22 protein-coding genes, 1 tRNA gene and 1 pseudogene are annotated in these 22,434 nt (G+C 71.6%); 12 read left to right on the plus strand and 12 right to left on the minus strand.

Going from position 1 to position 22,434, the window contains the following annotated elements:
* Positions 1 to 6: 6 nt before the first annotated feature.
* Entirely contained in the window at positions 7 to 555 is a 549-nt protein-coding gene (locus AMETH_RS29840; RefSeq protein ID WP_017984888.1) for a hypothetical protein, read from the plus strand.
* Here the strand turns inward: AMETH_RS29840 and AMETH_RS29845 are convergent.
* From AMETH_RS29845 to AMETH_RS29855, 3 genes and pseudogenes are all read right to left on the minus strand, one after another.
* Positions 545 to 1,745 (minus strand): annotated as a pseudogene (locus tag AMETH_RS29845) (cytochrome P450). The gene AMETH_RS29840 and the pseudogene AMETH_RS29845 overlap by 11 nt on opposite strands.
* A gap of 3 nt (positions 1,746 to 1,748) precedes the next feature.
* Complete coding sequence (locus tag AMETH_RS29850) at positions 1,749 to 2,054, minus strand: DMT family transporter (protein WP_223842971.1); 306 nt, start codon at positions 2,052 to 2,054, stop codon at positions 1,749 to 1,751.
* Entirely contained in the window at positions 2,054 to 2,374 is a 321-nt protein-coding gene (locus AMETH_RS29855) for a DMT family transporter (protein WP_017984889.1), read from the minus strand. The genes AMETH_RS29850 and AMETH_RS29855 overlap by 1 nt, the downstream gene beginning before the upstream one ends.
* A gap of 107 nt (positions 2,375 to 2,481) precedes the next feature.
* On the opposite strand from AMETH_RS29855, the gene AMETH_RS29860 reads away from it, so the two are divergent.
* Positions 2,482 to 2,841, plus strand: coding sequence for a MerR family transcriptional regulator (locus tag AMETH_RS29860; RefSeq protein WP_017984890.1), 360 nt, complete (start codon positions 2,482 to 2,484; stop codon positions 2,839 to 2,841).
* On the opposite strand, the gene AMETH_RS40970 is transcribed toward AMETH_RS29860, so the two are convergent.
* The 4 genes from AMETH_RS40970 to AMETH_RS29875 form a co-directional block, all read right to left on the minus strand.
* Positions 2,842 to 4,821 carry a BTAD domain-containing putative transcriptional regulator gene (locus AMETH_RS40970; protein ID WP_017984891.1) on the minus strand — a complete coding sequence of 660 codons (1,980 nt, stop codon included), beginning with the start codon at positions 4,819 to 4,821 and terminating at the stop codon, positions 2,842 to 2,844.
* Complete coding sequence (locus AMETH_RS40975; protein ID WP_223842972.1) at positions 4,763 to 5,167, minus strand: AfsR/SARP family transcriptional regulator; 405 nt, start codon at positions 5,165 to 5,167, stop codon at positions 4,763 to 4,765. Before AMETH_RS40975 ends, AMETH_RS40970 begins: the two co-directional genes overlap by 59 nt.
* 83 nt (positions 5,168 to 5,250) lie before the next feature.
* A complete protein-coding gene (locus AMETH_RS29870; RefSeq protein ID WP_017984892.1) occupies positions 5,251 to 5,844 on the minus strand; it encodes a TetR/AcrR family transcriptional regulator in 594 nt (197 codons plus the stop codon).
* An 81-nt stretch (positions 5,845 to 5,925) separates the two neighbouring features.
* A complete protein-coding gene (locus AMETH_RS29875) occupies positions 5,926 to 6,852 on the minus strand; it encodes an acyl-CoA desaturase (protein WP_017984893.1) in 927 nt (308 codons plus the stop codon).
* A gap of 183 nt (positions 6,853 to 7,035) precedes the next feature.
* On the opposite strand from AMETH_RS29875, the gene AMETH_RS29880 reads away from it, so the two are divergent.
* The 5 genes from AMETH_RS29880 to AMETH_RS29900 all read left to right on the plus strand — a co-directional run bounded on the left by AMETH_RS29880 (position 7,036) and on the right by AMETH_RS29900 (position 12,310).
* Positions 7,036 to 7,107, plus strand: a tRNA-Gln gene (locus tag AMETH_RS29880).
* A gap of 139 nt (positions 7,108 to 7,246) precedes the next feature.
* A complete protein-coding gene (locus tag AMETH_RS29885) occupies positions 7,247 to 8,887 on the plus strand; it encodes a GGDEF domain-containing protein (protein ID WP_017984894.1) in 1,641 nt (546 codons plus the stop codon).
* A gap of 44 nt (positions 8,888 to 8,931) precedes the next feature.
* A complete protein-coding gene (gene glmU / locus AMETH_RS29890) occupies positions 8,932 to 10,413 on the plus strand; it encodes a bifunctional UDP-N-acetylglucosamine diphosphorylase/glucosamine-1-phosphate N-acetyltransferase GlmU (protein WP_017984895.1) in 1,482 nt (493 codons plus the stop codon).
* Entirely contained in the window at positions 10,403 to 11,383 is a 981-nt protein-coding gene (locus AMETH_RS29895) for a ribose-phosphate diphosphokinase (RefSeq protein ID WP_017984896.1), read from the plus strand. The genes glmU and AMETH_RS29895 overlap by 11 nt, the downstream gene beginning before the upstream one ends.
* A gap of 75 nt (positions 11,384 to 11,458) precedes the next feature.
* Positions 11,459 to 12,310, plus strand: coding sequence for a TIGR03621 family F420-dependent LLM class oxidoreductase (locus AMETH_RS29900; protein WP_017984897.1), 852 nt, complete (start codon positions 11,459 to 11,461; stop codon positions 12,308 to 12,310).
* Here the strand turns inward: AMETH_RS29900 and AMETH_RS29905 are convergent.
* On the minus strand, positions 12,299 to 13,288 hold the full coding sequence (locus tag AMETH_RS29905; protein WP_017984898.1) for a hypothetical protein: 990 nt from the start codon (positions 13,286 to 13,288) through the stop codon (positions 12,299 to 12,301). The genes AMETH_RS29900 and AMETH_RS29905 overlap by 12 nt on opposite strands.
* A gap of 521 nt (positions 13,289 to 13,809) precedes the next feature.
* Between AMETH_RS29905 and AMETH_RS29910 the strand changes: the two genes are divergently transcribed.
* The 3 genes from AMETH_RS29910 (at position 13,810) to AMETH_RS29920 (ending at position 15,503) form a co-directional block, all read left to right on the plus strand.
* On the plus strand, positions 13,810 to 14,412 hold the full coding sequence (locus tag AMETH_RS29910; RefSeq protein WP_017984899.1) for a 50S ribosomal protein L25/general stress protein Ctc: 603 nt from the start codon (positions 13,810 to 13,812) through the stop codon (positions 14,410 to 14,412).
* Entirely contained in the window at positions 14,413 to 15,006 is a 594-nt protein-coding gene (gene pth / locus AMETH_RS29915) for an aminoacyl-tRNA hydrolase (RefSeq protein ID WP_017984900.1), read from the plus strand.
* Between the two features lie 137 nt (positions 15,007 to 15,143).
* The gene (locus AMETH_RS29920) at positions 15,144 to 15,503 is read left to right on the plus strand and encodes a DivIVA domain-containing protein (protein WP_017984901.1); all 360 of its coding nucleotides are present in this window, start codon (positions 15,144 to 15,146) and stop codon (positions 15,501 to 15,503) included.
* Between the two features lie 261 nt (positions 15,504 to 15,764).
* Here the strand turns inward: AMETH_RS29920 and AMETH_RS29925 are convergent, their stop codons facing one another.
* Positions 15,765 to 17,453, minus strand: a complete 1,689-nt coding sequence (locus AMETH_RS29925; protein WP_017984902.1) for a fatty acyl-AMP ligase — start codon at positions 17,451 to 17,453, stop codon at positions 15,765 to 15,767.
* A gap of 110 nt (positions 17,454 to 17,563) precedes the next feature.
* On the opposite strand from AMETH_RS29925, the gene AMETH_RS29930 reads away from it, so the two are divergent.
* On the plus strand, positions 17,564 to 17,932 hold the full coding sequence (locus tag AMETH_RS29930) for a YciI family protein (RefSeq protein WP_017984903.1): 369 nt from the start codon (positions 17,564 to 17,566) through the stop codon (positions 17,930 to 17,932).
* Positions 17,933 to 17,972: 40 nt separating this feature from the next.
* Here AMETH_RS29930 and AMETH_RS29935 read toward each other — a convergent pair whose 3' ends face one another.
* Positions 17,973 to 18,602, minus strand: a complete 630-nt coding sequence (locus AMETH_RS29935) for a DUF5701 family protein (protein ID WP_017984904.1) — start codon at positions 18,600 to 18,602, stop codon at positions 17,973 to 17,975.
* 144 nt (positions 18,603 to 18,746) lie between these two features.
* Here AMETH_RS29935 and AMETH_RS29940 point away from each other — a divergent pair, with 144 nt between their 5' ends.
* Complete coding sequence (locus AMETH_RS29940; RefSeq protein WP_017984905.1) at positions 18,747 to 19,376, plus strand: TetR/AcrR family transcriptional regulator; 630 nt, start codon at positions 18,747 to 18,749, stop codon at positions 19,374 to 19,376.
* A gap of 338 nt (positions 19,377 to 19,714) precedes the next feature.
* On the opposite strand, the gene AMETH_RS29945 is transcribed toward AMETH_RS29940, so the two are convergent.
* Positions 19,715 to 21,469 (minus strand): ABC-F family ATP-binding cassette domain-containing protein, encoded by a 1,755-nt coding sequence (locus AMETH_RS29945; RefSeq protein ID WP_017984906.1) that lies wholly within the window; start codon positions 21,467 to 21,469, stop codon positions 19,715 to 19,717.
* Entirely contained in the window at positions 21,469 to 22,431 is a 963-nt protein-coding gene (locus AMETH_RS29950; RefSeq protein WP_026153494.1) for a 4-(cytidine 5'-diphospho)-2-C-methyl-D-erythritol kinase, read from the minus strand. Before AMETH_RS29950 ends, AMETH_RS29945 begins: the two co-directional genes overlap by 1 nt.
* Positions 22,432 to 22,434 lie beyond the last annotated feature (3 nt).

Here is a 22,434-nt window from a genome sequence, read left to right on the forward strand (position 1 = left end):
CCGCGCGTGGTCGAAGCGATCGTGGCCGGGGTCGCCGCGGCCACGGAGCGGGCGGCCGAACTCGGGCACGATCTGCGGGTCGGCTTCAACACCACCCCGCTGTTCGGGCCGGGCGCGTCGTTCATCGCCGACCGCGCCGAGGCGGGCGGCGCGGAGTTCGTCCGCCAGGTGGACTACGTGTGCCTGGACTTCTTCCCGGACGTCTTCCAGCCGGTCGACCGGGCGGATCTGCCCGCGGCGGTGGCCGGTCTGCTGCGCCACCACCGCGAGAACGTCCTCGCGCCGGCTGGGTTCCGCGACGTCCCGCTGCACATCACCGAGCACGGCTGGCCGACCGGCCCCGGGCGCTCCGCCGAGCGGAAGGCCGAGGTGGTGGAGGCCGTCGTCCGCGCCGCCGCGGGGGCGGGCGTGAGCTGCTACACCCACTTCGCCCTGCGCGACGCGGACAGCGCGAACCCCGGCCTGTTCCACCAGTTCGGCCTGCTGCGGGACGACTACACCGCCAAACCCGCCTTCGACACCTACCGGAAACTGATCGCCGAGTTCACCAGGTGACCGGCAGTTCGTGCACGCCGTAGATGTTCATGTCGGTCCGCGGCCGCACCTCGTCCGCCGGGATGGCGAGCCGGAGGTCCGAAAAGCGGCGCAGCAGGCCGGCGAACGCGGCGCGCATCTCCAGCCGGGCCAGCTGCTGGCCGAGGCACCGGTGGACGTCGTGGCCGAAGGCCATGTGCCCGCGGGCGTGGCGGTGCACGTCCGGCTCGTCGAAGCGGCGGGGGTCGCGGTTGGCGGCCAGCAGCGAGACGACGACGGTGGATCCTTTGGGGATCGTCTCGCTGCCGACTTCGACGTCCTCGGTGGCGTAGCGGTAGAAGACATCGGCGACGGTCAGGTAGCGCAGGAGTTCCTCGACCGCGCCCTGCACCAGCTCCGGGTTCGCACGCAGTTCGGCCATCTGCTCGGGGTGCTCCAGCAGCGCGAAGGTGCCCAGCCCCAGCATGTTCGCCGTGGTCTCGTGCCCGGCGAGCAGCAGCAGGAAGGCGATGCCGGTCAGTTCCTCGATGCGGAGGTCGTCCTGGCGGGCGGGTCGGACAGGATGTCCTCGCCGGGCTCGGCGCGCTTGCGGGTGACCAGCTCGGCCAGGTACCCGTTGAGCGCGCCGACGACGGCGATCTTCTCCTCCAGCTCGATGTCCTTGAGCATGAACCGCGCGGCGTTGCGCTGGAACGTTTCCCGGCCCTCGTACGGGCCCCCGAGCAGCTCGCAGATCACCAGCGACGGCACCGGCAGCGCGAACTCCTTGACCAGGTCGACCGGCGGGGTGAGCCGCGCCATCTCGTCCAGCTGCCGCTCGGCGATGTCGTTGATGTGCTCTTCCAGCTGCTTCATCCGCTTGACCGTGAACGCGCCGGTGAGCCTGCGCCGCAGCCGGGTGTGGTCCGGCGGGTCCATCGAGATGAACAGGCCGGGCGTCTGCGGGGACGGCTCGGTCTGCGCCGGCATGCCCGGGGCCGGGTACGGCACGTGGATGATGTCGAGGTCGAGGCGGGAGCCGAACCGGGTGTCGGCCAGCACCTGGCGGACCTCGTCGTAGCCGGTGACCAGCCAGCCCTCGTGGCCGTCGGGGAAGACCAGCGGCCAGACCGGGCGGGACTCGCGCAGCGGGTGAACCCGGTGGGCGGGTCGAAGGGACCGGCGTCGCGGTCGGTGGGGAGTCCGTTCGGAATGGGAACCGTCTGAGTCAGCGATCACCGTGAGCCACAGCGCCTTGGCCGGGGTGAGGGTCTCGTCGAAGAACACCGGCCGAGCACGGCGGCTCCGGCGGCGCCGATGCCGGCCCAGATCGCGTATCCGATGCCCACGTCGATGGCGCGCAGGGCGAGGCTGAGCGCGAAGAGCGTGAGCAGGAAGAAGACGACCGCGACGAGCGACCAGGAGAGCACGGTGAAACCCTGGCTGCCGCCGACGGACAGGGCGTAGCCGACCTCGAAGGCGCCGGCGAGCAGGAGGACGGGCCAGGCGGTAGCGGGTGCGGTGGACGTGCGGCGCGCCATCACGCGGCTCCGCTCAGCTGGAGGCCGACCACGCCGGCGATGACGGCGGCGATGCCGAGCACCTTGCGCCAGTCGAGGCGCTGACCGAACAGGACGACGCCGAGGACGACGATCCCAACGCCTGCGACGGAGGTCCAGATCGCGTAGCCGACGCCGACGTCGAAGGTCAGCAGCGCCAGGCTGAGGAGGTAGGTGGCGATGCCCCCGCTGACCAGCGTGGCCGCGGTCCAGGCGGGCCGGGTGAAGCCCTGGGCCCTGCCTGCGGAGATGGCGACCGTGATCTCGAAGAGAACGGCGACGCCGAGGTAGAACCAGTGCACGGAAGTCCTTTCACGGAGTTGGCTGGTGCCTGCACCGCACATCGTGAAACTTCACACCGGTGTCAATTGCAAGAATGGGGAGCGGCGGACGGCCTGGAGGAGGACTCATGCGCATCGGTGAGCTGGCGGAAGCCACCGGGGTCAGCACGCGGTCCCTGCGGTACTACGAGGAACAGGGGCTCATCCGCTCGTCCCGCACCGCCGGCGGGTGGCGCGACTTCGACAGCTCGATGGTCGAGCGGGTCGTCCTGATCCAGCACCTGTTCGCCGCCGGCCTGTGCAGCGCCACGATCAACGAACTGCTCCCCTGCCTGGAAGCCCCGCCCGAGGAGCGCACAGGGGTGCTGGAGGAGCTGCTCGCCCAGCAGGCCGAGCGCCTGGAGGCCAAGCGGCGCGACATCGAGCGCGAGCTGGACATCCTGCGGGCGCTGCGCAAGGAGACGGCTCTGCCCGGCCACGCCGCCTGATCAGCGGCCCGGCGCCTCGCACGCCACCAGGCCAGCGCCGGCCCGCGCCCGTTCCGCGTGGTCGCCCGACGTCCTGGCCAGCACCACCTCGAACTGCTCCCGCGCCGCTGACACGTCCGCGACCGCGAGCAGGCTCGCGCCCAGCCGGTTGCGGATCTCCAGCTCCAGCCGCGGCCGGGTCCGCCCGGTGACCAGCGCGAACGCGCGCCGCTGCAGCTCCAGCGCCGCCGCCGCGTTGCCGAGCCCGGACTCGGCCGCGCCCCACATCGACAGGCAGTCGGCGGTCAACGCGATGTCTCCTGCCTCCTCGGCCGCGCCGGCGGCCCGGCGCAACGCGCCCACGGCGTCCGCATGCCGCCCGACCGCCAGGTGGAACTTCCCCAGGCTGCCCAGCGCCATCGCCACCGCCCGCGGCCGCCCGATCTCCTCGCCGAACGCGACCGCCTGATCCAGGCAGGCGCGGGCCTCGTCGAACCGGCCGAGCCGCAGGTGGGTCAGGCCGAGGTTGGCGATCGTCATCCCGCACAGGAACGGGTCGTCCAGCCGTCGCCCCAGCTCGTGCGCCTCGTGCAGCAGGGCGAGCGCCTCGCCGGTGTCGCCGCACGCCATCGCGAGCGTGCCGAGGCCGCCGAGCGCGCGGGCCTCCTCCCGTCGGTCGCCGGCCTGCCTGCTGATCCGCAGCGCCTCGTGCAGCCACGGACGGCACCGCTCGTAGTGGCCCCGCATCCCCTCCGCGACCCCGAACCCGAACCGCAGCGCGGACCGCATCCGCCGGCCGGAGCACTGCTCGGCGAGCGGGAGCGCGATCTCCAGCGCCGCGCGGCACTCGTCGTAGCGGTGGTCCTCCGCGGTGAGCTCGCCCAGCCTGCGCTCGTCGTCGGCGAGCCGCCCCACCAGGTACTCGAAGGTCCACATCGGACGGTTCTGCATCCGGGCGCCCGCGATCCGCAGCGCCGGCGGCAACCCGCCGCACAACCGGACCAGCTCACGTGCCGCACCGGGCTCCCGGCCGACCCGCTCGGCGCCGACGACCCGGCGCAGGAGTCCTTCCGCGGCAACGGCGTCGAGCACGTCGAGCGACACCCGGCGGTCGGCGGGCAACCCGGTCAGCCGCTGCCTGCTCGGCACCAGCACCGTACTGCCCGCGCCGGAAGGCAGCAGCGGCCGCACCTGCTCGGCGCTCTTCGCGTCGTCGAGCACCAGCAGCAGCCGCGACGACGCGGTCGCCGACCGCCAGGTCGCGGCGAGCTCGTCCACGTCCGGCCCGATCGGCCCGGTGCCGACGCCGATCGCCCGCAACAGCCGGGCCAGCGCGTGCGCCGGGCGCAGCGGCTCGTGCCCCTCGGTGTGCCCGTGCAGGTCCAGGTGCAGGCAGCCGTCCGGGAAGCCGGGGCGCAGCACGTGCGCGGCGCGGAGGGCGAGCGCGCTCTTGCCCGCGCCGGCGACGCCGTCGACCGCGATGACGGTCACCAGCTCCGGGTCGCCCGGTTCGACGAGCCGCGCCAGTTCTTCCGCTCGACCGGCGAGTTCGCCGCTGTCCGCGGGCAACTCGTTGCGGGGCGGGCGTTTGCGCGTGACACCGAGCGCGGAGTCGTCCCCACGCAGCACCGCCTGCTGCACCCGGCGCGGTTCGGCGCCCGGCTCGACGCCGAGGTCGTCGACGAGGCGGCGGCGCAGCCCGGCGAACACGGCCAGCGCGTCCGCCCGCCGTCCCGCCGCGTAGAGCGCGCGCATCAGCAGCGCGGCCAGCTCTTCGTGGTGCGGATGAACGCCGGCGAGCGCCGACAGCTCGTCGATCACCTCGCCGTGCCGTCCCAGGCGCAGCTGCCACCCGGCCTTCCCGAGCCGCAGCGCGATGCGGCATTCGGTGAGCCGCAGCCGGTGCCCGTCGAGGAAGGGGCCGGGCAGCCCGGTGAGCGGCTCACCGTCGAACAGGTCCAGCGCGTCCGTGGCGGCGCGCACCGCGACCGGCGAGGTCACCGGCGCGCGCGGCGGCCGCGGCCTCGGCCGCGATCCGGTCCAGGGTGACGGCGTCCACCTCGGCGGCGGCGCCGACGAACCGGTAGCCGCTGCTGTCGCGGGCGATCACGGCGTCCGCGGGCTCGTCGTCACCCGCGCGCAGGCACTTGCGCAACCGGTGGACGTAGACCGGCACCACGCGGCGCCCGGTGCCCGGCGGTTCGAGGCCCCACACGTCGTCGAGGAGCTCACCGGCGCCGACCACCACGTCCGGGCGCAGCACGAGCGCGCCGAGCAGGGCCTTCTGCCGGACCGGGCCGAGTTCGAGGGGCTGATCGCCGCGCCACTCGCGGAGCGGACCGAGCACACTCAGCCGGAGCCGGCCCCCACTCACCACACCGCCCCCAACGCCGTGCTGTCGACTCGTGGCGCAGTGTAGCGGGAATCCGGTCAGTTCAGGCGCAGTTTGGGCTTGTGCTCCAGGTGCGAGAGCCCGTTCCAGGCCAGGTTGACCAGGTGCGCGGCCACCTCGTCGCGCTTGGGGCGGCGGGCGTCGAGCCACCACTGCCCGGTCAATGCGACCATCCCGACCAGCGCCTGGGCGTAGAGCGGCGCGAGCTTGTCGTCGTACCCGCGTGCGTCGAACTGCTGCGCCAGGATGTGCTCGACCTGCATCGCGATGTCGTTGAGCAGCGTGGAGAACGTGCCGGATGCGCTGGCCACCGGCGAGTCGCGGACGAGGATGCGGAAGCCGTCGTGCGACTCCTCGACGTAGGCCAGCAGCGCGCTGGCCGCCTGCTCGAGCATCGCCCTGGGGTGCCCACCGTGCAAAGTGGACACCATGCGGTCGAGCAGGGACTGGGTCTCGCGGTCGACGACGACGGCGTAGATGCCTTCCTTGCCGCCGAAGTGCTCGTAGACCACGGGCTTGGAGACGTTCGCCCGGTGGGCGATCTCCTCGATGGAGGTGCCGTCGAAGCCCTTTTCGGCGAAGAGCTTGCGGGCGACGTCGAGCAGTTGCTGCCGGCGTTCCGCGCCCGTCATCCGGACGCGGGGCACCGGCCCCGGAGGCCGCACCCCGGTGGCCTCACGTTTCGCTCGACGTCGTCCCGCCACCCGGAAAGACTATTCCGACGACAGACGCGCCAGGCGCTGCGGGGTGGGCCAGCGCACGTTGTGCACCCACCCGAGCTTCTCGAAGGCCCAGATCACGCGGGCCGAGATGTCGATCTGGCCGCGCTTGACACCGTGCCGCGCCGAGGTCGGGTCGGCGTGGTGCAGGTTGTGCCAGGACTCGCCGAAGGACAGGATCGCCAGCGGCCAGAAGTTGGCCGACTTGTCGCGCGCGGCGAACGGCCGCTCACCGATCATGTGGCACACCGAGTTGACCGACCACGTCACGTGGTGCAGCACGCACACCCGGACCAGCCCGGCCCAGAAGAATGCGGTGACCGCACCCCAGAACGACCAGGTGATCAGGCCGCCGAGCAGGGCGGGCAGGACCAGGGTGAGCAGGGTCCACAGCCAGAACAGGTCGTCGACCTTCTTGATCGCCGGGTCCTTCAGCAGGTCCGGGGCGAACCGCTCGGCGTTGCTCTTGTCGCGCTCGAACAGCCAGCCCATGTGCGCGTGCCAGAAGCCCTTGGCGATGGCCAGCGGCGAGGTGCCGAACGCCCACGGCGAGTGCGGGTCGCCGTCGCGGTCGGAGAAGGCGTGGTGGCGGCGGTGGTCGGCGACCCAGGTGATGACCGGGCCCTGCACCGCCATGCTGCCCGCGATGGCCAGCGCGACGCGCAGCCACGGCTTGGCCTTGAACGAGCCGTGCGTGAAGTACCGGTGGTACGAAACCGTGATCCCCAGACCGCTGATGACGTAGAAGCCGATGAACAGGCCGACGTCCACCCAGCTCAAGCCCCATCCCCAGGCGAACGGCACGGACACGATGAGCGCGAGCAGCGGCAGGATCACGCCCAGGTAGACGGAGAACTGGACGCCGGGCCCCCGCTGCCCGTCGGTGACCGGCTTCGGCCCCTTGGCCTTGGGTGGTTCCATGACCTGAGTGGATGTCATGCGCAACACTTCTTCCTACCTGGGAAAACCTGACAAAGGTCTGCCTTACCTACGTTGCCGTAAGTTACGGTACAGGAGGTTTGCCCCGCTGGGGAGACGCTGAAACGCGGACACAACCCCTGCCCTGGCGCCGTTCTTCGACGTCGCTATCCTGACCAGGCACGATCCGCCGTGGTGTAATTGGCAGCACCTCAGATTTTGGTTCTGATAGTTCAGGTTCGAGTCCTGGCGGCGGAGCTGCCGTGCCCTACCCCGACGTGCCCGAAGGGGGTGCGCCACGCTGCAAGGCGAGAGCAGACCGAAGACCAGGCGGCCGGCACTGGCCGAGCTCTCCGATGCCTGGCTGGCCGGGCGCGCCCGGGAACTGATCGCCGCCGTGCAGCACACGGAGCACGGTGAGCAGCTCGACATCGTCCGCACGATGGACGAGCTCCTCGACGAGGCCCAGCGCCGGGGTGAGCCGCTCCTGGTCTCCCAGCTCCTCCGCGCGGCGTCGCTGGGCAGGCTCGTCACCCGCGGTCTCGCCGCCGAGGCGGAGCCCCTGCTCGACGAGATGCTGGCCCACACCCGCCGCCACGGCCTCGCCTTGTTCCGCGCCGACGCCCACGCGCTGCGCGGCCGCCGCCTGGTGCTGGCCAAGCAGGAGGACGCGGCACTGACCGAGATCGCCCGCGCGCTGGCGATCCTGGACGATTCGAACACCCCGGACATGCACATGTCGCGCCGGGAGTGGGCCAAGGCCCAGTCCAGCGCGCTGCTGGACTGCTGGATCGTGCTCAACCAGCTGGGCGTGTACGAGGCGGCCGAGGAGGTCATCGCCAGGGCCCACCAGGCCATCCGGGAGACCGCGGGCCCGCACGAGATCACGCTGCAGCTGATGAACCGCATCAAGATGCTGCTGGGCTGGGGCCTGCGGCTGGAGCGGGTCGCGCGGCACGAGGAGGCGGCCGCGAAGTTCAGCACGGCCGCCTCGATGGCCGTCGCGGTCGAGGCGCCGTTCGCCGAGTCGCTGTTCCCGCGGAAGATCGGCGTGGCCGCGGTCGACCAGGTCGGCGTGCTGGCGGCCGCCCTCGCGCTGGCCGCGCCGGAGCCCGCGCACGTGGACCGGCTGCGGCGGCTGCTGATCGAGCCGGGCTACCCGCACGAGCAGGTCATCGTCACGATCGCGCTGGCCCGCTGCCTGGAGCAGGCGGGCCAGCACGAGGACGCGCTGAAGGCGCTGCACGCCACCAAGCTCACCCTCGCCGAGGACAACTCGATGCCGTCGATGAACCTGCACCTGATGCGGGAGATCGCGCGGCTCGACAGCGACGCCGACAGCGAGTCGTCGCGGGCGCTGGCGGAGTACTCGGACGCGTTGGAGGTCGAGCTGTGGCACATGCGGGAGTCGCAGCTGGCGACCCTGGACACGCGCCGCGAGCACGAGCGGCTCTCCGCGCAGCACGGCGCGATCAGCCAGCAGGCGCTGCAGGACCCGCTGACCGGCCTGCCCAACCGCCGAGCGCTGGACGAGCACCTGCGCACGCTGTCCGCCTCGACCACGGCCCAGCCGCTCGCGGTCGCGCTGATCGACCTGGACGGATTCAAGGGCGTCAACGACCAGCACTCGCACGCCGAGGGCGACGACGTGCTGCGCGTGGTCGCCTCGACGCTGCGCGACGCGTTGCGCGGTGACGACATCGTGGCCCGCTACGGCGGGGACGAGTTCGTCGCGCTGCTGCCCGGCGCGCCGGTGTCCGCGGCCAAGCAGGCGCTGGGCCGGGCGGTCACCGCGGTCGACTCGCTGCCCCACCACCTGTCACACGGGGTCACCCTGTCGGTGGGGCTGGTGTCGCTGCGCCCGCAGGAGCGGGCCGACCAGGTGCTCGCCCGCGCCGACGCCGCGATGTACCAGGCGAAACGCGGTGGCGGGAACCAGGTCGCGACGGCCCAGTCGACGGCGGGCGAGTCCCTTATCGCAGAGGCGGAACCCGGCTCCGAGGGCGACCCACAGCCGGCTGCCAGGCAGGACACGTAGGATCGGGCCCCGCCACCACCCGTCCCGTATTCGTTGGGAGTGCCGTGACCGGCCCGCTGAGCACTGTCATCCTCGCCGCGGGCGAGGGCACCCGGATGCGTTCGAACACCCCGAAGGTGCTGCACCCGCTGGCCGGGAGGCCGCTGGTCGAGCACGCCGTCCGGGCCGCAGCCGGGCTTTCGCCGGACCACCTGGTCGTCGTCGTCGGGCACGGCCGGGAGGCCGTCGCCGAGCACCTCGGCAAGGTCGGCCAGGCGCTCGGGCGGCCCGTCGCGACCGCGGTGCAGGAGAAGCAGAACGGCACCGGCGACGCCGTTTCGTGCGCCTTGTCCGTTCTGCCGGAAGGGCTTCCGGGCACGGTTCTCGTCAGCTACGGCGACGTCCCGTTGCTGGACACCGAGACCATGGCCGCGCTGCTGGCCGAGCACCGCGAGAACGGCCACGCGGTCACGGTTCTCACCTCCGTGGTCGCCGACCCGACCGGTTACGGCCGGATCGTGCGCGACGCGGCCGGCGCGGTCACCGCGATCGTCGAGCAGAAGGACGCGACGCCGGAGCAGCTGGAGATCGACGAGATCAACTCCGGTGTCTACGCGTTCGACGCGGCCGTGCTGGCCGACGCGCTGACCCGGCTGTCCACCGACAACGCCCAGGGCGAGCTGTACCTCACCGACGTGCTGGCGATCGCCCGCGGCGACGGCCGCGGCGTGGGCGCGCTGGTGGTGGACGACCCGTGGCTGACCGAGGGCGTCAACGACCGCGTCCAGCTCGCCGCGATCGGCGCCGAGCTGAACCGCCGCCTCGTGCAGCGCTGGCAGCGCGAGGGGGTCACCGTCGTCGACCCGGCGTCGGTGTGGCTGGACGTGGACGTCGAACTGGCCCGTGACGTCGTGATCGAGCCGGGCGTGCAGCTCAAGGGCGGCACGAAGGTCGGCGAGGGCGCGGTGATCGGGCCGGACACCACGCTCACCGGTGTCACGGTCGGCGCCGGCGCCCAGGTGGTCCGCGCGCACGGCTACGACTCCGAGATCGGCGCGGGCGCGAGCGTCGGCCCGTTCGCCTACCTGCGGCCGGGCACCAAGCTCGGCGACAAGGGCAAGATCGGCACATTCGTCGAGACCAAGAACGCCGACATCGGCACCGGCACGAAGGTGCCGCACCTGACCTACGTCGGGGACGCGACGATCGGCGAGTACAGCAACATCGGCGCGTCCAGCGTGTTCGTCAACTACGACGGTGTGCGCAAGCACCACACCACCATCGGTTCGCATGTCAAGACCGGGTCGGACAACATGTTCGTCGCGCCGGTCACCGTTGGTGACGGTGCGTACTCGGGCGCTGGCACTGTGATCAGGCGGAACGTCCCGCCGGGGGCGCTGGCGGTGTCGACTGGACCACAGCGCAATATTGAAGGCTGGGTGCCCCGGCGCAGGCCGGGTACCCCAGCGGCGGAAGCGGCGGAAGCCGCGCTCGCCGCCCAGGAAAACAAGGAAGAGACCGAGCGGGAGTCGTCTGATGAGTCCTAAGTCCGGCACGCCGAAGAAGAACCTGATGCTCTTCTCCGGCCGCGCACACCGGGAACTCGCGGAGGAGGTCGCGCAGCACCTCAACGTGACGATCACCCCGCAGACGGCGCACACGTTCGCCAACGGCGAGCTGTTCGTGCGCTTCGAGGAATCGGTCCGAGGCACGGACGCCTTCGTCATCCAGAGCCACACCACGCCCATCAACGAGTGGGTGATGGAGCAGCTGATCATGGTGGACGCGCTGAAGCGCGCCAGCGCCAAGCGCATCACCGTGGTCATGCCGTTCTACCCGTACGCGCGGCAGGACAAGAAGCACAAGGGCCGTGAGCCGATCTCGGCCCGGCTGATCGCCGACCTGTTCAAGACCGCGGGCGCCGACCGGATCATGACGGTCGACCTGCACACCGCACAGATCCAGGGCTTCTTCGACGGACCGGTGGACCACCTGTTCGCGCAGACCCTGCTGGCCGATCACATCAAGAAGACCTACGGCGACGCCGACATCGCCGTGGTTTCGCCGGACTCCGGCCGCGTGCGGCTGGCCGAGAAGTGGGCCGCGCAGCTGGGCGACCGGCCGATCGCGTTCATCCACAAGACGCGTGACCCCGACAAGCCGAACCAGGCGGTGGCCAACCGGGTCGTCGGCCAGGTCGAGGGCAAGCTGTGCATCCTGGTGGACGACATGATCGACACCGGCGGCACGATCGTGAAGGCCACCGACGCGCTGCTCGCCGAGGGCGCCGCGGACGTCGTCATCGCGACCACGCACGGCATCCTGTCCGACCCGGCGACCGAGCGGCTGTCCAATTGCAAGGCGCGCGAGGTCATCGTCACGAACTCGCTGCCGATCGCGCCGGAGAAGCGGTTCCCGAACCTGACGGTCCTGTCGATCGCGCCGCTGCTGGCGGAGGCGATCCAGCAGGTGTTCGAGGACGGCTCGGTCACCAGCCTGTTCGACGGCAACGCCTGAGTTCTCTTCACGGGGGCCCTTCCGCCGCTGGCGAAACCGGCGGCGGAAGGGCCTTTTCGTGCCTAGCGTCAAGGCATGACCGATTACCGCTTCGGTGTTTCCCTGCGGTTCCTGAGCGGGCGCGACGACTGGGCGGCCAAGTGCCGTCGCGCCGAGGAGCTGGGCTACGACACCATCACCATCCCCGACCACCTGGGCATGCCCGCGCCGTTCCCGGCGCTGGTCGGCGCCGCGCAGGTGACCGAGCGGGTGCGGGTGGGGCACCTGGTGCTCAACGCGCCCTTCTACAACCCGGTGCTGCTGGCCCGGGAGGCCGAATCGACCGCGCTGCTCACCGGCGGGCGGCTGGACGTCGGGCTCGGGTCCGGGCACATGAAGTCCGAGTTCGACGACGCCGGGCTGCGGTTCGCGCCGCCGGCCGAGCGGATCAAGCACCTGGCCCAGACGGTCGAGGTGCTGCGGGACCGCCTGGACGACGTGCCGCCGCTGCTGATCGCGGGCAACAGCGACGGGGTGCTGCGGCTGGCGGCGGAGCACGCGGACATCGTCGGGTTCGCCGGGTTGAAGCACGCGCGCGGCTACCCGCCGGGAACGTTCGACCTGGCCTCCGCCGCGGAGCTGGACGACCGGGTGGCCTTCGTGCGGTCCGCGACCACGCGGCCGCTGGAGTTCAACATGCTGATCCAGAACGTCGTGGTGGCCGACGATCCGGTGCCCGCGCTGGAGGAGTGGCTGGCCGCGGTGCCGTCGGCGCTGGGCTGGTCGGCCGCCCGGCTGGTGGACGCGCCGCAGATGCTGGCCGGGACGCCGGAGCAGATCGCAGCGAAGATCCGGGCGATGCGCGAGCGGTACGGGTTCACGTACTTCACGGTGTTCGAGATGGCGATGGAGGACTTCGCGCCGGTGATCCCGCTGCTACGGGCCTAGCTCGGCGGCGATGTCGCGGTTGAGCTCACCGGGGTCGACGACGGCGACGGGTTCGGCGGTCACCGACGGCGCGGCCTGCACCCTGGTCGCGCCGTCGGTGCGGGGCAGCGTGAACTTGACCGAGCAGGAGACGTCGGCGGCGGTGTCCAGCGGGAGGACGACCTCCCGTTCGCAGGTGCGGGTGCCGAGGGCGTCGGAGGTGACGGCCGAAGTGAGGTTGACGCGCGCCGCGGCCCCGGGAGCCGCGCCGAGCAGGCGGTTGTCGACGCGGACCCTGTCCGTGCAGGCGCCGTTGGCCGTGCAGCTGAGTTCGTGGTCGGTGACCCGGGCGGCGACGACCGGTCCGGCGATGAGGGGCTGCCCGAGTTCGGCCACCGCTTCGTCGAGCCGTTCGCGCAGGCCAGGCAGGTGCACGTCACCGAGAGCGATCTCGTGCGGCCCGAACTGGCCTGCGACGGGGCCGAGAAAAGCGGGCGGGAAGCTGAGCACGCGGTGCGGCGAGGTGGCGGTGACCCGGAGACCGCCCAGGTCGAAGGCCCCACCCGCCTCGACGGGCAGCACGCCCACCGGCAAAGCTGCCCGCAGCGCGGCGGCCACCACCTGGGGCGCCATGAGCCGCCCCGGGTCGAACGGCACCCCGCGGTCCGCCCTGGTCCACTGGGAGCCGAACCGCTCGGCGCGGGGCGCGGACATGCCCTGCCGCTGCCAGTAGGCCGGGGACGCGCGAACGTAGAGCGAGCCCCCGACGCGGAGGGCCCGGACGGTGTCGTGTTGCGTCGGAACCTGCCCCTCGACGAGCCCGCCCTTGGTGACGGTCAAGATCGCACCAGGTACCCGATACGCGACGGCGGTCTCCCCGGCGAGGGCGGCGAGAGCCTCGTCGACGGCGAAGCGGGAATCCGGCGAGGCGGGCCGCTGCGGAGCCTCACAGGCGACGAGCAGGACGAGGACGAGCACCGCGAGACCGCGCAGGCGCATCCGGACCCCTCGCTCACCGCTGGAACGGCCAGTTCGTGAATGAGACGAACTTTCAGGTTCCGGAGTTCCTAGCCGGTCAAGGTGTCATCCGATCGGTTTACGCACGCCCGCAAACGCAAGCCGGCAACGCAACAGGATCGACCAAACACCGCCCGCGGGGCGGGCTCTTCGCCGTGTCTGACGGCGGGTTTAAAGATCAAGCGATGTCCTCGCCGGACGGGCAGGCTCCGGGATGACCAGGGGAATCGTTGTCCCCTCGCGTTGGCGAGGTGGTCGCCGGGTGGTCATCCAGCTTGGTTGCGTTGAGTCTCGGTTGCGACCCCAGGTAACCCTTGTGGTTCCGGCCGATTACACTGAACAGGTTGTCTCGGCGAGGCGGGCTCCATGCTGCACCCGGTGCCCGACGTGATCGACGCGGCGGCTTGAGGTCCGCTGCTCGAGCATGTCCGTGGAACTCGCCGCCGATGCGACTACCCGCCATCTGCGCCGCCACGCAAAATTGTTTGAAGGAGTGCTACACCGTGTCCGAGGTACGTCTGTCCGCCGAGCCCCGCACCGAGTTCGGCAAGGGCGCCGCGCGCCGCACCCGTCGCGCCGGCAAGGTTCCCGCCGTGCTGTACGGCCACGGTACCGACCCCCGCCACCTGGCCCTGCCCGCTCTGGAGTTCGCCCGCGTCATCCGTGAGAACGGCAGCAACGCGGTCCTCACCCTCAGCCTCAACGGCGACACCGAGCTGGCCCTGACCAAGACGGTCACCGTGCACCCGATCAAGAACTACATCGAGCACGTCGACCTGCTGGTCGTCCAGCGCGGCGAGAAGGTCACCGTGGACGTCCCGGTCGTGCTGACCGGCGAGCCGGCCCCTGGCACCCTGCAGGTGCAGGAGATCGACACCCTGTCAATCGAGGTCGAGGCGCTGCACATCCCGGAGCAGTTCGAGGTGTCCATCGAGGGCGCCGAGGCCGGCACCCAGATCCTCGCCTCGCAGGTCACCCTGCCGGCGGGCGCCGTCCTGCTGACGGACCCGGAGAGCCTGGTCGTCGCCGTGAACGAGGCGCAGGCCACCTCCGCGGAGCCCGCCGAGGAGACCGACGAGGAGCCGGCCGAGAGCGCCGCCGAGTAAGTGAGTTCGGACGTTCCCGGGGCCGGCGAGCTGGTTCTGCTCGTCGGCCTCGGCAATCCCGGCCCGCGTTACGCCGGCAACCGGCACAACGTGGGTTTCATGGTGCTCGACGAGCTCGCCGCCCGCGTCGGCGGCAAGTTCAAGACCCACAAGTCCGGCGGCGAGGTCCTGGAAGGGCGTCTCGCCGGGCGTCGCGTCGTGCTGGTCAAGCCGCGGTCGTTCATGAACGTCTCCGGCGGACCGGTCGCGGGCGCGGCCAAGTTCTACAAGGTCGACCCGAGCGGCGTCGTCGTCGTGCACGACGAGCTGGACGTGCCGTTCGGCGGGCTGAAGCTCAAGCTCGGCGGCGGCGAAGGCGGCCACAACGGGCTGCGGTCCATCAGCAAGTCCCTCGGCACGCGTGACTACTACCGCGTGCGGTTCGGCATCGGGCGTCCCCCTGGCCGGATGGACCCCGCCGATTTCGTGCTCAAGGACTTCTCCACGGTCGAGCGCAAGGAGCTCCCGCTGGAGCTGGACCGGTGCGCGGACGCTGTCGAAGCGCTGATCGGCAAAGGGCTGACAGCGGCCCAGAACGACTTCCACGCTGGGTGAGCATCGGTCACCCACAGGTGTTCCTCTCGCCGCTCCATGGAGTTCCAGGGGCACCAATGCTCTTCCGGAGGTTTGATCCGGCGGCTAGGACGGGATTAGGGAAGTTGTCCCGTCCACGCTGAACTGGAGCACTCCACATGTCCCTTTCCGCCGAAGACGTTTATCGAGTCGAGTTCGGTAACGCCCCCATCGGCCGGCGCGGGTACGCCAAGCACGAGGTCGACGAGTTCGTCGAGCGCATCGCCAGGACCCTGGTCGGCGAGGACGACCTGACGGCCGCCGAGGTGCACCACGTCCTGTTCAGCAAGCCCCTGCTCGGCAAGCGGGGCTACGACGAACGCGAGGTCGACGAGTTCCTCGACCGGGTCGAAGACGAGTTCGCCCGCCGCGGCGGCCGCCCCTACCCGGTGCCCGAGGCCCGGACGGTCACGCAGGCGACCGCGCCGCGCGCCGAAGGCGACCCAGCCGAAATCCCGAAGGTAACCCTCACGGAGTAAGCACCCGCCCCGCCGAACTCGCCCCACAACCGCAGAACTCACCCCCCTGGAACGTGGGACTCGCGCACCCCCGCGAGTCCCACGCTCCGCGCCCGCGAGTTCTGCCCGCGGCGCGGCGAGTTCTCCCATCGGCCGGGCGAGTTCCGCGGCACAAGCGCGAGTCCCACCGTCGCCAACGCGAGTCCCACGCCCAGCACCGCGAGTCCCACGCCCAGCACCGCGAGTTCTGCGCTCACCGGGGTGAGTCCCACGCTCTCGGGGTCAGGAGGCCGCGTTCTTCGCGATCGCGTCGGCGTACTGGACCGCCGTCGCGGCACGTTTGACCTTGCCGGACGGCGTTTTGGGCAGGCTGCCGGCCGGCAGGACGACCACCGCGTACGGCCGGGCGTCCACCGCGTCCCGCACCCGGGCCGCGACTTCCTTCTGCAGCCGCCGCTCGGCCTCGGCGTCGCCGGCCAGCTTGGACTCCAGCACCACCGCGAACCGCTCTCGCCGGGTCCCCGCGTCGATCCGCACGGCCACCGCGTTGCCGGCCCGCACCCCCTCCACGGAGGTCGCGGCGCGCTCGATGTCCGTCGGGTAGATGTTGCGGCCGCCCATGATGATGACGTCCTTGCGGCGCCCGCAGATCACGATCTGGCCGTCGACCAGGTAGCCGAGGTCGCCGGTCGCGAGCCAGCCCTCGTCGTCCTGCGTCGGCTTCGGGCCCTCCATCGTGAGGTAACCGGGCGTCACGGCCGGGCCGGTCAGCTGGATCTCCCCGACCTCGCGGTCGCCGAGCACCTTGCCGGAGTCGTCGACGATCCGCGCCTCCAGCCCGTCCAGCGGGCGGCCCAGCACCGCGAACGAGCGGACCTCCTCGGTCCCGCGCCGGGGGTCGCCGTCGGGCACCGGCACCGCGCGGTTGTCCGCCTCGAGCGCGTCGGTCTCGATGACGTCCAGCGTCAGGCCGGTGAACAGCGGCGCGAACGACACCGCGAGCGTCGCCTCTGCCATGCCGTACGCCGGGAACACGCACTCCGCGGGCATCTTGAACCGGGCGCCGCCGTCGACGAACGCCTGCACGGCCGACTCGTCGATCGGCTCGGCGCCGTTCAGCGCGATCCGCAGCGTGGACAGGTCGTAAGCGTTTTCGTCCTCCACCCGCTGCAACCGCTTGCCGACGATGGCGTAGGCGAAGTTGGGGGCCGCGGTGGTGGTGGCGCGGTACTTGCTGATCAGCTCGGGCCAGATCAGCGGCCCGGTGAGGAACTCGGCCGGCGTGATCTTGATCAGCTCCACGCCGAACGTCATCGGCACGGTCAGGAACCCGACCATGCCCATGTCGTGGAAGGTGGGCAGCCAGGACACCATGATGTCCTTCGCGAAGTCGAACTCCGCCCGCTCCACCATGGCCTTGACGTTGGTGTAGAGGTTGCCGTGGGTGATCCGCACGGCCTTCGGGTCGGCGGTCGAGCCGCTGGTGAGCTGCAGCAGCGCCAGGTCGTCCTCGCCGCGCGCCACCGGCTCGGCGATCGGCTCGCCGTCGAACAGGTCGGTGATCATCCGGAACCCGATGTTGTGCTCGGTGAGCACCGGCGCGAGCGCGTCGAACGGCTCGCCGAGCACAACCAGCTTCGCGTCGATCATGCCCAGCACCTTGACGGTGTCCTCGGCCCACAGCGCGAGGTCGGTGCGCGGGGTGGGCTGGTGCAGCATCGTCACGCTGCCCCCGGCGAGCCACACCGCCTGCACCGTCGGCGCGATCAAGGCAGGTGCCCCGGCCAGGACGGCGACGGCACTGCCCGGCTCCAGCCCGCCGGCGACGAGCGCGCCTGCCATCCGCCGCGCCTGCTCGTGGACCTCGGCCCAGGTCCGGCGGACCGGCTCCTTCGGCTCCCCGGTGACCATGCCACGCAACTGACCACCCTCCGCAGCGGTGCGGACGAGCGTCTCCACGAACCGACTCATGGCGCTCACCTTATCCGGCGACGAAGTTCCCCGGATCGTCCCGGCGGCGGTGTCGAAACCCGCCCCCGGGCTCCGACCTCCTGGTAAGACAGCCCTTTGAGGAGGCACCCGTGAAGTACTTGCTGATCATGCACATGAACCCCACCGTGTGGGAGTCGCTGACGGAGGAGGAGCGCAACGCGATCATGAGCGGGCACGGACCGTTCATGGACGCCATCCGCGAGTCCGGCGAGTTCATCGGCACGACCGCGCTGGCCGACCCGTCGAACAGCGCGGTCGTGCGGGTGCGGGACGGCGCGCCCGTGGTGACCGACGGCCCGTACCTGGAGGCGAAGGAGTACCTCGGCGGCTACTACCTGGTGGACGTCGAAAGCCGGGAACGCGCTTTGGAACTGGCCGCGATGATCCCGGACGCGAAGGTCGACGGCCTCGGCATCGAGGTCCGGCCGGTCATGTTCTCGGCCGGCACCGAGATGTGAGATCCGGTGCCGGGCGGGGCCGCCCGCCCGGCACCGGCGGTCACACCGCGCGCGATCCGGCCGAGGCCATGCCCAGCCACGTGTGCGGGTTGCCCTGCCAGCACCAGCCGAGCTTCGGCGCCCGCTTGCTGATCCAGATCGCCGGCACGCGCCGGTCGCCGCAGCGCGAACCACCCAGCGAGAAGCACTTGTTCTTGACCAGCACCTCCGGGAAGTGCGTGATCAGGGCGATGCCCTCCTCGATCGTGAGCAGGGTGCGGCCGCGGCCCGCGATCACCTCCATCGCGTCGTTCGGGACGGCGCCGCGGAACTCCTCGCCGCGCTCGACGTCGAGCAGCAGGTAGGCCGCCGGCGCGGGCAGGTCCACCGTGGACACGAACCGGTCGAGCGATCCGGGTTCGAAGGAGTGGTCGACGAACCCGGGCAGCTTCCCGCGATACAGCGTGGTGCGCGGCATCGTCTCCTCGATCGACGCGACCTTCCGGGTCACGACCAGCAGGAACGGGACGGCTCCCGCCTCCGGGTCGAGGTCGCCGGCCCGGGCCGCGGCCCGCAGCGGCTCGACCAGGGCGCGGAAGCCGTCCTCGTCGAGCCCGGCGAGCGCCGGGTAGCCGCGATCCACCAGGTTGGCGACCTGGCGGTCGAATTCGGCTGACACGTCGGACGTCAAGTCCGCACCTCCTTGATCGTGGCGGGGGAGCACGGTGGGGTCTGGCACGAGCACTGCACAGCCACAAACTTACAACGAACGTAAATTTATCCTGGACGCAGGCTGGCTGTCAACATAAAAGTAGGACGGGAGTAAGATTCGCTCATGACCGTCACCGGCCTCCGCGAAGCCAAGAAGCAAGAGACGCGGCAGTTGATCTCCGACCAGGCGACCCGGCTGTTCATGGCGAAGGGTTTCGAGCAGACGACGATCGCCGAGATCGCGGAGGCGGCGCGGGTCGCCAAGAAGACCGTGACCAACTACTTCCCGCGCAAGGAGGACCTGGCCTTCGACCACCAGGACCAGTTCGTCGGGAGCCTGGCCCGCACGGTCGCGGCCCGCGAGCCGGGTGAGTCGGCGCTGTCCGCGCTGCGCCGGGACTTCCTGGACGCGGTCGAGCGGCAGGACCCGGTGGCGGGGTTCGCCGGCCCGGAGTTCAGCCGGATGATCGCGGACAGCCCGACACTGTCGGTGTGCCTGCGCGGCCTGCACGACCAGCGCGAGGAGGCACTGGCCGCCGCCCTCGCCGATGCGACCGACGCCGAGCCCGGCGACATCACCCCCCGCGCGGCGGCGGTGGTTCTCGGTGGGGTGCACCGGGTGTTGTTCGCGCGCATCCAGGAGCTGACGCTGGCCGGCCGGGGCACCCCGGAGATCGCCGCCGTGATCGGACCGGAGGCCGAGCAGGCGTTCGCCCTGCTGGAACCCTCACTCGGCGAGTACGCCCGCGCCTGACCCCGGCCGCCGCCCGGCGGGCAACGCAACCACGGCACCGCGGCGCGCAAGGTGGGGCGGCAAGGCAGCCACGCGCTCCCGCGCGCCCCCGCAACGGCCAACGCGCCACTCGCAACGGCAACAGGGTGCCCGGGCCGGCAAACACGCCACCCGCAATGGCCAACACGGTGCCCACAACGGCAAACACGGCGCCGGGGGTGGCGAACACGGTGCCCACAGGGACCAACACGGTGGCTGAGGTGGCAAGAACGGTGCCTGCCGGGGCAACTCGCCAGCGGCGGCGGCCAACGGGCGCGCGGAGTAGCTCACAACGCACCCCCAGCAGTCGGCGCGGCGGATCACTCCACCAGTTCGGAGGTTTCCAGCCAGCGCGCCTCGACGTCCTCGATCTCCGCGCGCACCGTCTTCAGCTCCGTGTTCAGCTCGACCAGCTTGTCCGGCTCGGTGGCGTGCTCGGCGAGCTGCTCGTGCAGCTTGGTCTCCCGCGCGTGCAGCTGGTCCAGCCGTCGCTCCAACCGGGACAGTTCCTTCTGCGCCGCCCGGAACTCCGCGGCGCTGGACGTCTTCTGCGCGGGCTTCGGCGCCGACACCGGAGCACGGGCGGACGCACGACGCGCCAGGTACTCGTCGATGCCACCGGGCAGGTGCGTGATCCGGCCGTCGCCGAACAGGGCGTACACCGCGTCCGTCACGCGTTCCACCAGGTAGCGGTCGTGCGACACCACGACCATCGTGCCCGGCCAGGAGTCCAGCAGGTCCTCCAGCTGCTGCAGGGTGTCGATGTCCAGGTCGTTCGTCGGCTCGTCGAGCAGCAGCACGTTCGGCTCGGCCATCAACAGCCGCGCCAGCTGCAGCCGCCGCCGCTCGCCACCGGACAGGTCCTCCACCGGCGTCCACTGCCGCGCCGGCGGAAACCCGAGCTTCTCCGCCAGCTGCGACGCCGACAGCTCCTGCTTGCCCAGCACGACCCGCGCCGAGACCTCCTCGACGGCCTCCAGCACCCGCAGCTGCCCCGGCAACTCGTCCAGCTCCTGCGACAGGTGCGCGAGCCGCACCGTCTTGCCCTGGATCCGCCGCCCCGCGACCGGCTCGCGCTCCCCCGCCAGCAGCTTCAACAGCGTCGTCTTGCCCGACCCGTTCACGCCGACCAGCCCGAACCGGTCACCGGGACCGATCCGCCAGGTGAGGCCCTCGACGACCGTCTTGTCCCCGGCCTTGAGGGTCACGTCCTCCAGCTCCAGCACGGTCTTGCCGAGCCGCCGCTTCGCGAACGACATCAGCTCCGCCGTGTCGCGCGGCTCCGGCACGTCGGCGATCAGCGCCTCGGCCGCCTCGATCCGGTACCGCGGCTTCGACGTGCGGGCCTTCGCGCCGCGCTGCAGCCAGGCCAGCTCCTTGCGCGCGAGGTTGCGCCGCTTCTCCTCCAGCGACGCCGCGAGCCGCGCCCGCTCGGCGCGCGCGAAGATCCAGTCCGCGTACCCGCCCTCGTACTGCTCGACCCGGCCGTCGGCGACCTCCCAGGTCCGCCCGCACACCGTGTCCAGGAACCACCGGTCGTGGGTGACGACCACGAGCGCGGACCGCCGCGCCAGCAGGTGGTCGGCGAGCCAGCGCACGCCTTCGACGTCGAGGTGGTTGGTCGGCTCGTCGAGCACCAGCAGGTCCAGGTCGCCGATCAGTGCGGCGGCCAGCGCGACCCGGCGACGCTCCCCACCGGACAGTGTCGCGGTCGGGTTGTCCAGCCCCAGCCCGGTGATCCCGAGGCCTTCCACAATGGACCGGACCCGGGCGTCGGCCGCCCACTCGTGCTCGGCGTCGAAACCGGCGAGCACGGCGTCGCGGATCGTGCTGCCCTCGGCCAGCTCCGTGCGCTGGGTGACGACCGCGAGCCGCAGCCCGCGGACCTGGCTCACCCGGCCGGAATCCGGCTCGGCGAGTCCGGAGAGGACCTCCAGCAGTGTGGTCTTGCCACCGCCGTTGAGGCCGACGACGCCGATGCGCTCGCCTTCGCCGACGCCGAGGGAGACGTTGTCCAGCAGGGGGCGGACCCCGAACGACTTGGAGACCGCTTCGAGGTTGATCAGATTTGCCACTACGCGTGCACCTGGGGAGGAGTGGGCCGGTGTTCGTCGCCGCCGACGAGCCGCGCGCCCGGCACCGGGCCGTACGCGACCCGCACCGTCCGGCACACCCCGGCCCCGGCCAGCTCGGCCGCGACCTCGAGCGCGGACTCCGCGTCGGCGCACAGGAACGCGCACGTCGGGCCGGAACCGGACACGGTGCCGGCCAGCGCGCCGGCGTTCACCCCGGCGCGCAGCGTGCGGCGCAGGCCGGGCCGCAGCGACACCGCGGCGGCCTGCAGGTCGTTGCCCAGCAACAGGGCCAGCTGGCGCGGGTCGCCGGAGGCCAGCGCCTCGACGACCGGCGCGTGCGAGCCGACGCGCGGCGGGTTGCCGGTCTCGCGGAGCCGGTCCAGTTCCTTGTAGACGCGCTCGGTGGACAGTCCGCGCTGGTCGAACGCGAGCACCCAGTGGAAGGTGTGCCGCGACAGGACCGGCACCAGCTGCTCGCCGCGGCCGGTGCCCAGCGCGGTGCCGCCGTAGAGCCCGAACGGCACGTCCGAACCGAGCTTCGCGGCGATCCCGGCGAGCTCGTCGCGCCCGATGTCCAGCTTCCACAGCGCGGCGAGGGCGACCAGGGTGCCGGCGGCGTCCGCACTGCCGCCCGCCATTCCACCCGCGACGGGGATCCCCTTGCGGAGGACCACCCGGACGTTCGCGGTCCCGTCGGTCTTGCCGACGTGCGCGGCCAGCGCCTCGACCGCGCGCCACGCGAGGTTGCCGGCGCCGGTGGGCACGACCTGCTCACCTTCGCCGTAGACCTCGACGCCCGGCTCCTCGGCCAGCGCGACGGTGACCTCGTCGGCCAGCGAAAGCGCGTGGAAGACGGTCGTCAGGTCGTGGAAACCGTCCGGGCGCAGGTCGCCGACCGACAGGTGCAGGTTGATCTTCGAAGGCACCCTGACGGTGACAGGTGGCGGTACGACGGCGAGCACCAG

Origin of the sequence: Amycolatopsis methanolica 239, from assembly GCF_000739085.1 — a bacterium.
Taxonomy (GTDB): Bacteria; Actinomycetota; Actinomycetes; order Mycobacteriales; family Pseudonocardiaceae; genus Amycolatopsis_E; species Amycolatopsis_E methanolica.

What these genes read in the sequence shown, in the direction of transcription:
- AMETH_RS29860 (WP_017984890.1), top strand. Translation starts at nt 2,482, where the DNA reads ATGCGCATCGGTGAGCTGGCGGAAGCCACCGGGGTCAGCACGCGGTCC.
- AMETH_RS29900 (WP_017984897.1), top strand. Translation starts at nt 11,459, where the DNA reads ATGACCGATTACCGCTTCGGTGTTTCCCTGCGGTTCCTGAGCGGGCGC.
- AMETH_RS29850 (WP_223842971.1), bottom strand. Translation starts at nt 2,054, where the DNA reads ATGGCGCGCCGCACGTCCACCGCACCCGCTACCGCCTGGCCCGTCCTC.
- AMETH_RS29870 (WP_017984892.1), bottom strand. Translation starts at nt 5,844, where the DNA reads ATGACGGGCGCGGAACGCCGGCAGCAACTGCTCGACGTCGCCCGCAAG.
- AMETH_RS29895 (WP_017984896.1), top strand. Translation starts at nt 10,403, where the DNA reads ATGAGTCCTAAGTCCGGCACGCCGAAGAAGAACCTGATGCTCTTCTCC.
- AMETH_RS29920 (WP_017984901.1), top strand. Translation starts at nt 15,144, where the DNA reads ATGTCCCTTTCCGCCGAAGACGTTTATCGAGTCGAGTTCGGTAACGCC.
- AMETH_RS29925 (WP_017984902.1), bottom strand. Translation starts at nt 17,453, where the DNA reads ATGAGTCGGTTCGTGGAGACGCTCGTCCGCACCGCTGCGGAGGGTGGT.
- AMETH_RS29875 (WP_017984893.1), bottom strand. Translation starts at nt 6,852, where the DNA reads ATGGAACCACCCAAGGCCAAGGGGCCGAAGCCGGTCACCGACGGGCAG.
- AMETH_RS29905 (WP_017984898.1), bottom strand. Translation starts at nt 13,288, where the DNA reads ATGCGCCTGCGCGGTCTCGCGGTGCTCGTCCTCGTCCTGCTCGTCGCC.
- AMETH_RS29940 (WP_017984905.1), top strand. Translation starts at nt 18,747, where the DNA reads ATGACCGTCACCGGCCTCCGCGAAGCCAAGAAGCAAGAGACGCGGCAG.